The sequence below is a fragment of the Rhizobium sp. L43 genome, assembly GCF_002531725.1.
GTDB lineage: Bacteria > Pseudomonadota > Alphaproteobacteria > Rhizobiales > Rhizobiaceae > Rhizobium.
Genome location: NZ_NWSQ01000046.1, coordinates 1 through 13,155 on the forward strand (window position 1 = coordinate 1; position 13,155 = coordinate 13,155).

At 61.9% G+C, this 13,155-nt stretch carries 13 protein-coding genes; 7 read left to right on the forward strand and 6 right to left on the reverse strand.

The window, feature by feature from the left end:
* The 5 genes from CO667_RS32735 to CO667_RS32755 form a co-directional block, all read left to right on the forward strand.
* The coding region (locus tag CO667_RS32735) for an ATP-binding cassette domain-containing protein (RefSeq protein ID WP_097622158.1) at window positions 1–846 on the forward strand (846 nt) is incomplete at its 5' end.
* A gap of 15 nt (window positions 847–861) precedes the next feature.
* Window positions 862–2,412: a GMC family oxidoreductase gene (locus tag CO667_RS32740; protein ID WP_097622159.1), complete on the forward strand. Its 1,551-nt coding sequence runs from the start codon at window positions 862–864 to the stop codon at window positions 2,410–2,412.
* Between the two features lies 1 nt (window position 2,413).
* Window positions 2,414–4,069 (forward strand): GMC family oxidoreductase N-terminal domain-containing protein, encoded by a 1,656-nt coding sequence (locus tag CO667_RS32745; protein WP_097622160.1) that lies wholly within the window; start codon window positions 2,414–2,416, stop codon window positions 4,067–4,069.
* Window positions 4,070–4,093: 24 nt separating this feature from the next.
* Window positions 4,094–5,272, forward strand: coding sequence for a Gfo/Idh/MocA family oxidoreductase (locus CO667_RS32750; RefSeq protein WP_097622161.1), 1,179 nt, complete (start codon window positions 4,094–4,096; stop codon window positions 5,270–5,272).
* Window positions 5,269–7,350 carry an FAD-binding protein gene (locus CO667_RS32755; protein WP_097622162.1) on the forward strand — a complete coding sequence of 694 codons (2,082 nt, stop codon included), beginning with the start codon at window positions 5,269–5,271 and terminating at the stop codon, window positions 7,348–7,350. Before CO667_RS32750 ends, CO667_RS32755 begins: the two co-directional genes overlap by 4 nt.
* Window positions 7,351–7,381: 31 nt before the next feature.
* Here the strand turns inward: CO667_RS32755 and CO667_RS32760 are convergent, their stop codons facing one another.
* The 3 genes from CO667_RS32760 to CO667_RS32770 form a co-directional block, all read right to left on the reverse strand.
* Window positions 7,382–7,564 carry a hypothetical protein gene (locus CO667_RS32760; RefSeq protein ID WP_097622163.1) on the reverse strand — a complete coding sequence of 61 codons (183 nt, stop codon included), beginning with the start codon at window positions 7,562–7,564 and terminating at the stop codon, window positions 7,382–7,384.
* Window positions 7,565–7,650: 86 nt separating this feature from the next.
* Window positions 7,651–8,445 (reverse strand): exodeoxyribonuclease III, encoded by a 795-nt coding sequence (gene xth, locus CO667_RS32765; RefSeq protein WP_097622164.1) that lies wholly within the window; start codon window positions 8,443–8,445, stop codon window positions 7,651–7,653.
* Between the two features lie 28 nt (window positions 8,446–8,473).
* The gene (locus CO667_RS32770) at window positions 8,474–8,971 is read right to left on the reverse strand and encodes a hypothetical protein (protein ID WP_097622165.1); all 498 of its coding nucleotides are present in this window, start codon (window positions 8,969–8,971) and stop codon (window positions 8,474–8,476) included.
* A gap of 281 nt (window positions 8,972–9,252) precedes the next feature.
* Between CO667_RS32770 and CO667_RS32775 the strand changes: the two genes are divergently transcribed.
* Entirely contained in the window at window positions 9,253–9,780 is a 528-nt protein-coding gene (locus CO667_RS32775; RefSeq protein WP_097622166.1) for a hypothetical protein, read from the forward strand.
* A 74-nt stretch (window positions 9,781–9,854) separates the two neighbouring features.
* Here the strand turns inward: CO667_RS32775 and CO667_RS32780 are convergent, their stop codons facing one another.
* The 3 genes from CO667_RS32780 to CO667_RS35565 all read right to left on the reverse strand — a co-directional run bounded on the left by CO667_RS32780 (window position 9,855) and on the right by CO667_RS35565 (window position 12,121).
* Window positions 9,855–10,478, reverse strand: coding sequence for a response regulator transcription factor (locus CO667_RS32780; RefSeq protein ID WP_097622167.1), 624 nt, complete (start codon window positions 10,476–10,478; stop codon window positions 9,855–9,857).
* 2 nt (window positions 10,479–10,480) lie between these two features.
* Window positions 10,481–11,869 carry a sensor histidine kinase gene (locus CO667_RS32785; RefSeq protein ID WP_097622168.1) on the reverse strand — a complete coding sequence of 463 codons (1,389 nt, stop codon included), beginning with the start codon at window positions 11,867–11,869 and terminating at the stop codon, window positions 10,481–10,483.
* A 75-nt stretch (window positions 11,870–11,944) separates the two neighbouring features.
* The gene (locus CO667_RS35565; protein WP_179874265.1) at window positions 11,945–12,121 is read right to left on the reverse strand and encodes a hypothetical protein; all 177 of its coding nucleotides are present in this window, start codon (window positions 12,119–12,121) and stop codon (window positions 11,945–11,947) included.
* Between the two features lie 161 nt (window positions 12,122–12,282).
* On the opposite strand from CO667_RS35565, the gene CO667_RS32790 reads away from it, so the two are divergent.
* Window positions 12,283–13,128, forward strand: coding sequence for a methyltransferase domain-containing protein (locus tag CO667_RS32790; RefSeq protein WP_097622169.1), 846 nt, complete (start codon window positions 12,283–12,285; stop codon window positions 13,126–13,128).
* The last annotated feature ends 27 nt before the right edge of the window (window positions 13,129–13,155 follow it).

Here is a 13,155-nt window from a genome sequence, read left to right on the forward strand (position 1 = left end):
ACGGTATCAGGCAACATCGCCTTCGGCATGGAGATCCGCGGCGTGCCCAAGGACGAACGGGAAAAGGCGATCAAACAGGTCTCCGACATGCTGCAGATCGGCCATCTGCTCGACCGCAAGCCGAGCCAGCTCTCCGGCGGTCAGCGCCAGCGCGTCGCCATGGGGAGAGCCTTGGTGCGCAATCCGCAGGTCTTCCTGTTCGACGAGCCGCTCTCCAATCTCGACGCCAAGCTGCGGGTCGACATGCGCACCGAGATCAAGCGGCTGCATCAGCGCATGGGCACCACCTTTGTCTATGTCACCCATGACCAGATCGAGGCGATGACGCTGGCGACCAAGATCGCCGTGCTGAAGGACGGCGTGCTGCAGCAGTTCGGCACGCCGGCCGAGATCTATAACAGCCCCTCCAACATCTTCGTCGCCGACTTCATGGGATCGCCGGCGATGAACCTCTTGAACGCCACCGTCGAAAACGGCGCCGGCGGGCTCGAAGTCTCGCTGGAGCGGCCGAATGCCGCTCCGCTCCGATTGCCGGTCATGGCAGGCAATAATGGCCTGACCACCTATACCGGCAGGCAGGTGATCTTCGGCATCCGCCCGGAGGCGCTGACCGATCCGGACGGCGCCGACCGCAAGGCGCGCTCGCTGAGCGAGGGCGATTGCCTGATCGAGGTGGTCGAACCGGCCGGCTCCGACACCTTCGCCGTCACCAAGCTCGGCGGCAAATCCGTCGTCGCCCGCCTGCGCGCCGATACAGGCATCGCACCAGGTCAGACAACCCGCCTCGCATTCAATCTCGATAAGGCAGTCTTCTTCGATCCCAATAGCCAGGCGCGGATCACGTGATGGCCAGGTGCTGATATGAACGGTTCACCAGATATCGTCATCATCGGTTCGGGCGTCGGCGGCTCCACGGTCGCCGCCGGCCTGGCCGCGACCGGCGCACGGATATTGATCCTCGAGGCCGGCGATCATATCGCCGATCTTCCGGTCAATCGCGATCAGCGCGCCATCTTTCAGCGCGGCCATTTTCGACCGAAGGAAACCTGGTACGAGGCGAGCGGCAAGGGATTCAATCCCGGCAATTACTACAATGTCGGCGGGAATTCGAAATTCTACGGCGCCGTGCTGTCGCGCTATCGCAGGGAGGATTTCGACGTCATCGAGCACCGCGAGGGCGTGTCGCCGGCCTGGCCGTTTCCGTATGAGGAGTTGGAGCCTTGGTACTCAAAGGCGGAACTGATGTACCAGGTTCGCGGCAGTCTGGGCGACGATCCGACCGAACCATATCACTCGGCTGCCTACGACTACCCGCCGGTCCCTGACGAGGCGCCGATCGCCGATATCAGGGCGCGTCTCAAGGAGAAAGGCCTGCATCCGTTTTCCCTGCCGCTCGGCCTGGATCTCGACGCCTGGCTCTCCAAGGCTCGCACGCCTTGGGATGCGCATCCCAATTCACGGGACGGCAAGATGGACGCCGAGACCGCAGCCCTTGCCGTGGCGCTGAAGCACGAGAACGTCCGGCTCGAAACCAATGCGCGCGTGACGCGGCTCGACACGGGAGCGGGGAACCGGATCGATCGGGTCACCTATGTCAAGAACGGGCAGATGGTGACCATTTCGTCGAAGATTGTGATCCTCTCTGCCGGCGCAGTCCAATCGTCGGTGCTGTTGCTGCGCTCGAAAAACGACCGCTTCCCAAGGGGCCTGGCGAATTCCTCCGATCAGGTGGGCCGCAACTTCATGAACCACAACGCCTCCGCCGTCATAGGCGTCTCGCCAAAGTTCAGGAACACTTCCATCTACCAGAAGACGTTTGCCTTCAACGACTTCTATCTCTCGGACGGCGAGGGAGGGCCGCCGCTCGGCAATGTGCAGCTCCTCGGCCGCATCTCCGAAAAGGTTCTCAAGGGCTCGTTTCCGCAGGCGCCGGAATGGTTCCTGCGATTCATCACCAGCCATGCCATCGACTTCTATGCGATGAGCGAGGACGTGCCCAATCCCGAAAGCCGCGTCATGGTGGATGAAGATCGGATTGTTCTCCAATGGCAACGAAGTAACTGGGACGCTCATCTCGCCCTTGTCGCCAAGCTGAAGACGATCCTGAAATCGATCGGATTTCCGATGGTGCTGTCGAGACCCTTCGACAAGCGCACGCCCTCCCATCAGTGCGGAACGATCCGGATTGGAAACGATCCCGCGACCGCGCCATTGGACCCGTACTGCCGTTCCTACGATCACGAAAACCTCTTCGTCGTCGACGCCGGTTTCCTCCCCACCTCGGCTGCGGTCAATCCTGCGCTCACCGTCGCCGCCCAGGCGCTGCGAGTGGCAGATCACATTGCGTCGAAGGACTTTGCAGGCATGACACAGGTGCTGGCGGTCGCCAGGCCGGATGCAACAGGACAGTAAAATGGGATTTGATTACATCATCACCGGCGCCGGTCCGGCAGGTTGCGTTCTTGCAAGCCGGCTAAGCGAAGATCCCGATGTCAACGTGCTCCTGCTCGAGGCGGGCGGCGGCGACTGGAATCCTCTTTTTCACATGCCTGCCGGCTTTGCCAAGATGACCAAAGGCGTCGCCAGCTGGGGATGGGAAACCGTTCCCCAGAAGCACATGAAAGACCGCGTGCTTCGTTACACGCAGGCGAAGGTCATCGGTGGCGGCTCATCGATCAACGCTCAGCTCTATACTCGCGGAAACGCGGCGGATTATGACCTCTGGGCGCGAGAAGACGGTTGCGAGGGCTGGGATTACCGTTCGATCCTTCCCTATTTCAAACGCGCGGAGGACAATCAGCGCTTCGCCGACGACTACCACTCCTATGGCGGTCCGCTGGGTGTCTCGATGCCGGCGGCAGCGCTGCCGATCTGCGACGCCTATATCCGTGCGGGGCAGGAGCTCGGCATTCCCTACAATCACGATTTCAACGGCCGTCAGCAGGCGGGGGTCGGTTTTTATCAGCTCACGCAGCGCAATCGCCGCCGCTCCTCGGCTTCGCTCGCCTACCTCTCTCCGATCAAGGACCGGAAGAACCTGACGGTCCGGACCGGCGCTCGCGTCGAGCGCATCATCGTGGAAGGAGGCCGTGCGACAGGCGTCGAGATCGTGACTTCGCGCGGGCAGGAGATCGTCCGCGCTGAACGTGAGGTGCTGATTTCCTCCGGCGCAATCGGATCGCCGAAGCTGCTTCTGCAGTCCGGCATCGGACCGGCCGACCATCTCAAGTCGGTGGGCGTCAAGGTGCTGCACGATCTGCCGGGTGTCGGCGGCAACCTCCAGGATCATCTGGATCTTTTCGTCATCGCCGAATGCACGGGCGATCACACCTATGACGGCGTTGCAAAGCTCCACCGCACGCTTTGGGCAGGGCTTCAATATGTCCTGTTCCGCACCGGCCCGGTCGCCTCGTCGCTCTTCGAGACCGGCGGCTTCTGGTATGCCGATCCCGAGGCGCGTTCTCCCGATATCCAGTTCCACCTCGGCCTGGGATCGGGCATCGAAGCAGGCGTCGAGCGGCTCAAGAACGCGGGTGTGACGCTGAACTCCGCCTATCTGCATCCGCGTTCGCGCGGGACGGTGCGTCTGTCATCCTCCGACCCGGCTGCCGCACCCTTGATCGACCCCAACTACTGGTCTGATCCTCACGACAGGACGATGTCGCTGGAGGGGCTTAAGCTCGCTCGCGAAATCATGCAGCAGGCGGCGCTGAAGCCCTATGTCATGGCCGAAAGGCTTCCCGGACCGAAGGTGATGTCCGACGAACAGCTTTTCGATTATGGCTGCGCCAACGCAAAGACCGACCATCATCCGGTCGGCACCTGCAAGATGGGGAGAGGGCCGGACGCAGTCGTCGGGCTCGATCTCAAGGTTCATGGCCTGGAAGGCCTCAGGGTCTGCGATTCATCCGTTATGCCGCGCGTGCCGTCCTGCAATACCAACGCGCCGACGATCATGGTCGGAGAAAAGGGATCGGACCTCATTCGCGGCTTGCCGGCACTTGCCCCCACCATCTTCGCCTACGAACGCAACGATGCGAGGCCGAGGGCCCGCGCCGAAATCCGGTAAGCCATGTCGAGAGGAGAGACGACAATGTCTGAAGTCAGAGTTGCAGTGCTTGGCGCCTCGGGCTGGATGGGAAAGGTCCACACGATGGCCTATCAGACCTTTCCGCATTTCTTCGGAGTGTCGGACGGAACGGCACGGATCGTCGCTCTCGTCCAAAGTCAATCGAAGGCAGCCGAGGATATTTCCCACAGGGCGCCGGGCGCAAGGGTTCTTCAGGATTGGAAACTGACCATCGCTGATCCAGATGTCGATCTGATCGATATCTGCCTGCCTGACCATCTTCACTACGAGGTGGCCAAGGCAGCCTTGCTGGCGGGCAAACATGTCTACTGCGAGAAGCCATTGGCAAACACCGCTGCCGAAGCGCGGGAACTGGCCGACATCGCCAGGGAAAAGGGCGTGATTACCCGCGTCGGACACGCCTTTCCCCGAAACCCGGTCCATGATCTGGCGAAAGACATCATTCAATCCGGCGAAATCGGCGAGATCAAGCTGTTCCGTGGCTGCCAGCACGTCGACATGTATGGCGATCCCACAGCGCCCTTCATGTGGCGCGCCGATGGAAAGCTTGTGCCGACCGGGATCGTCGGTGATACCGGCTCGCATATCTTCAGCTTCATGGATTTCCTGGTCGGCCGCGTCAGTTCCGTGATCGCCGACAATCTCATCGTGACGCCGCGCCGGCCTGTCGTCGAGGGTCTTGCCTATGGCGAAGAGGTGAAACTGACAGGCAATGAGACCTGGGCTGATATCACCAATCCCGATGCAACCAATCTGCTGTGCCGATTCGAGAACGGCGCCGGCGGGATTGTCGATTTCAGCCGTGTCGCGACCGGCCGCAAGTTCATGCAGACCTACGAAATCTACGGAACGAAAGGCAGCATCGCCTACACCTATGACGAAATAAACCGGCTGCGCTTCTACTCCAACGACGACCGGACGGGTCGGCGCGGCTTCCGGGAGATCGACGTGGGGCCTGAGAACCCAACCTTCCGGGCTTTCCTCCCTCTGCCGAATTTCGGCTTGGGCTACAATGAAAGCAAGATCATCGAGGTGGCCGAAGTGATCCGCTCGATCGTCGCCAACAGACCGATGTGGCCGACATTCGAGACCGGCCACCACATCTGCCAGATCGTCGACGCATGCATGGAGTCTTCCCGGCAGAGGCGTTGGGTCGACATCCCACTGGCTGAACATCAATGACCATAGACGTTCCGCAGGAAATTCTTGACGCACTGACCGATGTCGAGATGCCGCGGCTGCCGTCCGAGGCCGCCTCTTCGGAAGCGGTCCGGCTCGCCGGCATCGAGGTGCCGGTCTATCGCGCCGGTTGCGTCGTCGTCGGATCGGGTGCTGCAGGTCTGCGGGCGGCGGTGGAAATGAAACGGCGCGGCGATGACGTCGTCATCGTCAGCCAAAGCGCCTGGGGTGGAACCTCGGCCTGTTCGGGATCCGACAAGCAGACCCTGCACACCGCAAACACCGCCGACCAGGGCGACAATTACAAGGCGATGGCCCGCGCCATCCGCAGCGGCGGCGCGATGGACGAGGACACGGCTTACGTCGAGGCCGTCGGCTCGTCCCGGATGATGGCGTCGCTGCAGTTTCTCGGCCTGCCGCTGCCTCAGGATCCGCTTGGTGGGACGCTGAGATACCAGACCGACCATGACGAGGTCGGCCGCGCTACCAGCTGCGGTCCGCGCACCTCGCGCCTGATGGTCAAGGTGCTGGCCGAGGAGGCGATCCGGCTGGGCGTGCCGTTCTACAACCAGACCACGGCGGTCAAGATCCTCACTGGGGGCGAGGGGGCTGACCGTCATGTCGTCGGCATACTCACCATGCGCGCCGGCGACCGGACGGAGCAGAATCCGCTGGGTATCGCGCTGTTCGTCAGCGGCGTGATCGTGCTCGCCGCCGGCGGGCCGGGTGAACTCTATCGCGACAGCGTTTATCCCAACGGCTGCTTCGGCTCGCTCGGATTGGCGCTGGAAGCCGGCGTCGAGCTCGTCAACCTGACCGAGAGCCAATTCGGCATCGGAACGCGCCGGGAAGGCTTCCCGTGGAACCTGTCGGGCACCTATGTCCAGGCGATCCCGCATATCTACTCGCTCGACAGCGAAGGCGTCGAGCACCACTTCCTGCCAGAATACTACCGCAGCACGCAGGAGCTGGCGTCGAACGTTTTCCGCAAGGGCTATCAGTGGCCCTTTCATGCGACCCGCATGCTCGATTTCGGCTCGAGCCTGGTCGATCTCGCCATATCAAGCGAAACCGCGGCGGGGCGACGGGTCTTCATGGACTTCAATCGCAATCCGCTGCCGGTGCCGGGCGACCTGCCGTTCAGCCTGGAGAGACTGGATGAAGACGTCCGCGCCTATCTCGGCAAGGCCGGTGCCGGCCAGGACGGGCCGATTGATCGGTTGAAACACATGAACCCGCTAGCGATCGAGCTCTACCGCCGCTACAAGATCGACATTGCCGTGGAACCGCTGGAATTTGCCGTCAATAACCAGCACATGAATGGCGGCATCATGGTCGATACCTGGGGTCGCAGCAATCTCGCGGGCTGTTACGCGGTCGGAGAAGCGGCCGGCACACACGGTGTGACGAGGCCAGGCGGGGCGGCGCTCAATGCCGGGCAGGTGTTCGGAACCCGGGTGGCCGAGCATATCAGCGCGAGCGGCAGGGCGAAGCGGGCCGCCACGGGCGATATGTCCGGCATCGCAGAGGCAGGCATCGCCGATCTCCTTTCTGCCCTTCGCATCGAGAGCCCGCTCACCGTCAAATCGATCCGCTCGGAGGTGCAGACGCGAATGAGTGAGAAGGCCGGCATCCTCTGCGATCAGCAGAGCGTCGCCCTGGCCTTGATCGAAGCGCGCAAACTGAATGCGGATATTCGCGCTCGCGGCGTCGCCTACGGTCGTGCAGCCGAGGCGGTCCGAGGCGTGCAGTGGCGGCACATGGCGCTCGCCTCGGAAGCGGTGCTCAGCGCGCTCGACTTCTTCATTCGCAATGGTGGCGGCAGCCGTGGGGCCCGCGCAATATGCGATGCGGAGGGTGAATCCCTGCCGTTGGCGAACGCAGGTCCGTTGGAGGAATATCGTTTCCGGAGAGAACGCGAAGCAGATCGGGACAAGCAGATCGTCGTTCGGCTCGATGGCGATGAGATCAGGCTATCGACGCGTGCAAACCGTACTTTCGATGAAAGCGCCAGGTCCTTCTTCGAGCGGGATTGGCCGGCTTGGCTGACGGGCGGCATCTATGATCTCGCCGACGACTGAGGCGGCCACGCGCGGGGTGCAGGTCTGCCGATCAATCGGGATTTGGAACCGGAGGCGGAACCCGGATGCGCTCGGTATCGTCGGATCCTTCGGCGATGGCTTCCTCGCTTCTCTGCATCCGCCTTGGCGGGTCCTTCCCTTCGACCGGCTTAGGCGACAACTGGTCGTCGGCCTGGATTTCGTCGGTGTTCAGGTAGTTCTTGCTCTCGTTCATTGCGGTCACCTCCCTTGGCAAGAAAACTCCCGGCGATATGGCGAGTTCCCTCGCTCCTCTGCGGACCGCGCCTGAGCATCGCGGGCTCATAGGTTGGCTCCAGCTTCGGGAACGTCGAGTTCGACCATCACCGGGGCGTGGTCGCTCGTGTGCTCCCAGCCGCGCGGTCTTCTCCGGACGGTTGCCGATCGAAGCCAGGGCGCAACGGCCGGACTGAGCAGAAAGTGGTCGATCCGCAGCCCCGCATCACGTTCGAAGCTGTTCCGCCAGTATTTCCAGAAGGTGTAGATGCGCTCTCCCGGATGCAGATGTCTGACGGCGTCGGTCCAGCCCTGGGCGACGAGATCAGCGTAGGCCTTGCGGACCTCAGGCCTGAAGAGGGCGTCGTCCTGCCAGCGCTCCGGCTTGTAGACGTCGATCTCCGTCGGCATGACGTTGAAGTCGCCGGCCAGGATCGCAGGCACCTCGAGTTCGAGGAGTTCGGCGGCATAGCCGTGCAGCCGCCGGAACCAGCGGAGCTTGTAGTCGAACTTGACACTCGGGAACGGATTGCCGTTCGGCAGATACAGGCATCCGATGACGATGCCGTCGATGACGGCTTCGATATAGCGGCTGTGGCTGTCATCGGGATCGCCGGGAAGACCGCGGCGCGTCAAGATCGGAGTCTTGTCCCTCACCAGGATGGCGACCCCGTTCCAGGATCTCTGTCCGTGCCAGACGGCGCCGTAGCCGGCCCGTTCGATCTCCTTTCGCGGAAACCCGGCGTCGTCCGTCTTCAGTTCCTGGAGGCAGGCCACATCGGGGGTGTCCTCCTTCAGCCAGCGCAACAGGATGGCCAGTCGTCCATTGATCCCGTTGACGTTGTAGGTCGCGATTTTCACTGTTATCCCGGACGTCGGGGCTGGCTCCTCAACGCGTCGCACCGAAGACGAAGGCGATGCCGGCGACGATCGCGACTGATGTCAGCGGCTGCCGGCGTATGCGATCCTCGATCTCATGGACGAAGCTGCGCGCTTCCGCTTTTGCCAGGCGGGCCGTTCCGGAAGCCAGCTCCGAAGCCGACTCCGCGACCCGGCCAGCGTCTTTCTGAAGTGCGCGCATGTCCTTGCGATCGCCATCGAAACCTTCGGAGGAGCCGGTGGTTTCGCCGGTCGAGCGCAAGGCTCGATCGACGAGCGGAAACTCTTCGTCCAGCCTGGTGGGGTCGGGCTCCCGCTTCACCCGCTCAGCCGCCTCGACGTCGCTGCGGCCGGCAGGAATTGAAGTGTGGGTGGCCGACACCGGGTCAGAGGCCGGAAAGGTATCCTCGATTGCTTGAGTAAGATCGCTTCTTCGCCCCTGCTTCCGCTGCTCTGCCTGCTCTTTTCGCATGGACTGAACTGCGGGGGATTCGTTCGGGTTTGCCATTGGGGTTTCCTCTCGTTGCTCTTGGACAATCAAATCGGCGACAAGGAAAGAAGTTCCAGAAAAATGCGTCATCGCTCCATGCGGCGCTGTGCAACCCAGCGCCCGCGATCACATCGTTTGGGCTTTGCCGGCTCATGGACCTCGGCAATCGGTACGCCCGACCAAAGTCCCGCCTTGGCTAGTACCTAGGTCCCGTTGCATTCTGCCTTCTAAACAGCGAAAATTGTCAGGCGCCCCTATTGCATAGGGAACGGCGAAGAACGGACGGACGAGGCTACGGCATGACTCTCTCGAAACGCGATTTTCTGAGACTGGGCGGCAGTGCGGCCGTCGCCGTCTTCGCTGCCGCATCACCGGTGACATTGAACCTCGACGGCCCCCTTCCTGTTCTGGCGGCAGAATGCGCGCAGGCAAAGGACGGCAACAACGGGAATGGAAACGGTGGCGGTAACGGCAATGGGGGAGGGAATGGCAACGGCGGCGGCAACGGCAATGGCGGCGGCAATGGCAATGGCGGCGGGAACGGCAACGGTGGCGGCAGCGGCAATGGCAACGGCAGCAACGGTTCAGGAAATGGGAACTCCAGCAGCAGCACCGGATCCTCTTCCGGTTCCACAGGGTCGACACAAGGGTCGGGAGCAAAAGCAACCGAAGCTTCGGATGGCTCGATCGACGTCCGGCACACGAACGGCATTACCGAAACCCTGCGCCGTGGCCGCTACGTCATGAAGGACGGAAAAGGCAGGACGATCATAAGTCGGCAAGCGACGGCAAACGATGCCCGCCGGTTAAGCCGCTACCTTCGCTAACGCCTGTTCCAATGCCTGTCGCCCGGACGGGTGCAGCAGGTCCGGGATAACGACAAGCATAAAAACAAAGAATTTTAATGCCGTTCCCGCCATTGGAGCGCCGCTTCAGTCCTGTTCGAGACGCCGAGCTTGCTTAGAATCTGCGTCATATGGTGCTTCACGGTTTTTTCCTGCAGGTTGAGACGCAAGCCGATATGCTTGTTTGACAAGCCTTGCGAGACCAGATCCATCACCTCGCGTTCCCGCGGCGTCAGACTGTTTTTGTCGGCCGCGCCGCCCTGCAGCGAACTCTCCATGACCTTCGTCGACATCGTCGGCGAGATATAGCGTGATCCGCTCATCACCGTTTGGATGGCTTCGGCGAGACCACGCGAGCCGACACCTTTGAGAACATAGCCCATCGCGCCCCGCTGCAAAGCGGCCAGCAGCGTGTCCACCTCCTCGGATACCGTCAACATCAGCACTTTCGTTGTCGGGCTGCGCATCAGCACGTCGCCGACCGCCGCCAGGCCGCCACCGGGCATCGAGACATCGAGGAGCATGATGTCGGGGCGGCTGTTCGAAGCGATCATTGCCGCATCATCGCTGCTGGCGCCTTCGCCGACCACGGCAAAGCCTGTGATTTCCGACAGGCTGCGCGTTACGCCTTCGCGAAAAAGCGGGTGGTCGTCAACGACGCCGATGGTGATAGATGTCATCTCTAATCTCCCACTTCCATAGGCTCGAATGTCATGGTCACCGTCGTCCCTCCTTCGCCAGTCTTGACGTCGAATGAGCCTCCCAGGCTGTCGATGCGTTCGCGAAGCCCCACCAGGCCGAGGCTTGTTGGCCCCACCTCGCTCAGGTCGAAGCCATCGCCGCGGTCGCTGACCTCGACATGGACGTGACCATTGTGCGAGACGGCCCTGACGGTCTGCTGAACGCCGCCGCCGTGACGATAGGCGTTGTTCAAGGCCTCCTGAACGAAGCGGTAAATGCAGATCTTTACGGCAGGAGCGAGTTCGGGTCCATCATCGTCGATAACAGTTTCGACACGGGTTTCGGTCTTGTGCTGGTGCGCTTCGACCACCCGTGTGACGATCTCGGTGATCGAGGACTTCTCGATCTGCGGGAGCACCAGTCCGCTGCAGATATTGCGGATCTCGGTCATCGCCTCGGCAAGGCTCGAACGTATCCAGGCAAGCTCCTTTTCGCGCGTTTCGGGTTGGGTCGACGCGTTGATCAAGAGGTCGCTGTCCAGCCGCAGCGAGGCATAGGCGATGTGCTGGGCCGGACCGTCGTGCAGATCGGCGCCGATGCTGCGCAGATATGTTTCGTTCAACGCCGCCGCTCGCTGGGAGGCGCGCTGCAGCCGCCGCTGGAGCCCGCGGTTTTCCGAAAGCAGCGCGGACAACTCGTTGACTCGTTCTTTGAGATCCTTGCGTTGCGCTTCTATCGTGCGGCTAACCCGGAACACCAGGACGGAGAGAACAAGGAAAAAGATTGCCGTGAGAGCGGCGACGGCGGCCCAGCTGCGCAGCCTGGCATGGGCCAGACTGTCGCTCAATCCTTCCGCCGTCTCGTAGAATTCGATGACGGCGACCGCCTGTCCGGACCACGGCTGGAGCACCGGATTGTAGATTTCCATCAGCGGCTTGCCGAGTGCACGTTCCTCCTTGCTTTCCGGATCGCTGGCGATCTCGTAGCGCGCGACCAGCGATCCCGCGAATGCGCTGCGGAGCTTGTCGTTGACCGGAAACGTCCTGCCCACCAGCTCCTTCTCGTTCGAATAGAGGATGGTGCCGTCGCTTCGCCACAGCTTGAACGAAACAAGACGCCGGCCGAGCGCCCCTTGACCGAGCGTCTCGTCCAGAGCCTGGGCGCTGCCTTCGTCCAGCAATGACGCCTTTTGCATATCGGGAAGTAGCGGCGCGACGACGCTATCCACATATAGCGCCGTCGCAGCGCCGGAATTGTGGATCACCGCCTCCTCTATGAGGTGGGTAACGAGAATGCCTACCAGAAACATGGCGGCGATCGATATGAGCCCACCCGCGATGAAAAATTGGGAGGCGAGTGAGCGGGCATTCCAGCGGCGAAGCCAATTCATTTTGATACCGGTAAGAGCCTTGCCGAGTAACCTATCGCTTCCTCGAATTTTTTCCAGACAGTATCCCAGACAGCATCAGGGGACATCCCTGGTATCGAAGATTTCAGCGCCTCTTATGCTTTTGGTCAATTGGAGCGTATCGCCTGACATGGCTGCGCCGAAGACGTACAGAAGGGCGGCAAGAACGACGACAAGGGCGATGACGCACACGTTGCAGACGTCATTGACTCGGGATCTGTTGCTCTGGGACATATCAGGATCTCCTTCATCCCTCGAAACGGCACGGTCCTGTGCGCGTTCCACCCTGGGGACTTCGGTCCGACACGTCTGGGACCTAGGTCCGACCCCCGTAGACGTCGGCGGATTCAGTCATATTTCAGGACTGAATGGCCCGGGGCTTTGGAGATTTGCGCGTGACAATTTCTGCCGACGTCGAAGACAGTGCCCAGGCCGCATTCGCCAGTTCTTCATTTGAGGAAGGTGTCGCCGGCCTTTACCAGGCCCTTCTCGTGCCGATCCTCTTCGAGCCCTATGCGGCGGAGATGGCGATCCTCGCCGACCGATCGAAACCCGGCAGCGTTCTCGAGGTTGCTGCGGGGACGGGCGCCTTGACGCGTGCGCTGCGGGCGACGCTTGATCCGCCGACCGAAATCGTTGCCACCGATCTCAGCCAGGCGATGATCGACGTCGGCGCGCCCTCGGTGACGATGTCTCGGACCCACTGGATGCACGCCGATGCACAAAATCTCCCATTCGCGCCCGAGATGTTCGATCTCGTCATCTGCCAGTTCGGCGCAATGTTCTTTCCCGATAGGGTAAAGGCCTATGGAGAGGCTGAAAGAGTGTTGCGCAGCAAAGGCCGCTTTCTGTTCTCGACGTGGGATTCACTCCAGGCCAACGACTTCGCTCGATGTGTGGACGAATGTCTGGCGAGCCTCTTTCCGTCGGATCCCCCGGATTTTCTCAGGCGCTTGCCATATTCCTACTTCGACGCCGGGCCGATCAAGACGCAGATGTCTTCGGCGGGATTTAAGGCGGTGAGCTGCGACCGGCTCGAATTGACATCGGTCGCGGCCAGCGCGCACCACGTGGCAGCCGCTTTTTGCCAGGGCACGCCGCTCCGGGGAGAGATTGAATGGCGGGCGCCGGAGCGCATGTCCGAGATCGTCGACGCGGTGGCCGAGCGGGTGGAGGCGCGGCACGGAGCTTGTCCCAGCGGCAGCATGAGCGCGTTGGTGGTTGCCGGCCGCGCTGCGTAATCGTCTTCGGCGAAGGCTGGCGTGCGA

Excerpts from the sequence above, each read along its gene's own strand:
- CO667_RS32740 (WP_097622159.1), top strand. The coding sequence starts at position 862 with ATGAACGGTTCACCAGATATCGTCATCATCGGTTCGGGCGTCGGCGGC.
- CO667_RS32745 (WP_097622160.1), top strand. The coding sequence starts at position 2,414 with ATGGGATTTGATTACATCATCACCGGCGCCGGTCCGGCAGGTTGCGTT.
- CO667_RS32750 (WP_097622161.1), top strand. The coding sequence starts at position 4,094 with ATGTCTGAAGTCAGAGTTGCAGTGCTTGGCGCCTCGGGCTGGATGGGA.
- CO667_RS32755 (WP_097622162.1), top strand. The coding sequence starts at position 5,269 with ATGACCATAGACGTTCCGCAGGAAATTCTTGACGCACTGACCGATGTC.
- CO667_RS32760 (WP_097622163.1), bottom strand. The coding sequence starts at position 7,564 with ATGAACGAGAGCAAGAACTACCTGAACACCGACGAAATCCAGGCCGAC.
- CO667_RS32770 (WP_097622165.1), bottom strand. The coding sequence starts at position 8,971 with ATGGCAAACCCGAACGAATCCCCCGCAGTTCAGTCCATGCGAAAAGAG.
- CO667_RS32775 (WP_097622166.1), top strand. The coding sequence starts at position 9,253 with ATGACTCTCTCGAAACGCGATTTTCTGAGACTGGGCGGCAGTGCGGCC.
- CO667_RS32780 (WP_097622167.1), bottom strand. The coding sequence starts at position 10,478 with ATGACATCTATCACCATCGGCGTCGTTGACGACCACCCGCTTTTTCGC.
- CO667_RS32785 (WP_097622168.1), bottom strand. The coding sequence starts at position 11,869 with ATGAATTGGCTTCGCCGCTGGAATGCCCGCTCACTCGCCTCCCAATTT.
- CO667_RS35565 (WP_179874265.1), bottom strand. The coding sequence starts at position 12,121 with ATGTCCCAGAGCAACAGATCCCGAGTCAATGACGTCTGCAACGTGTGC.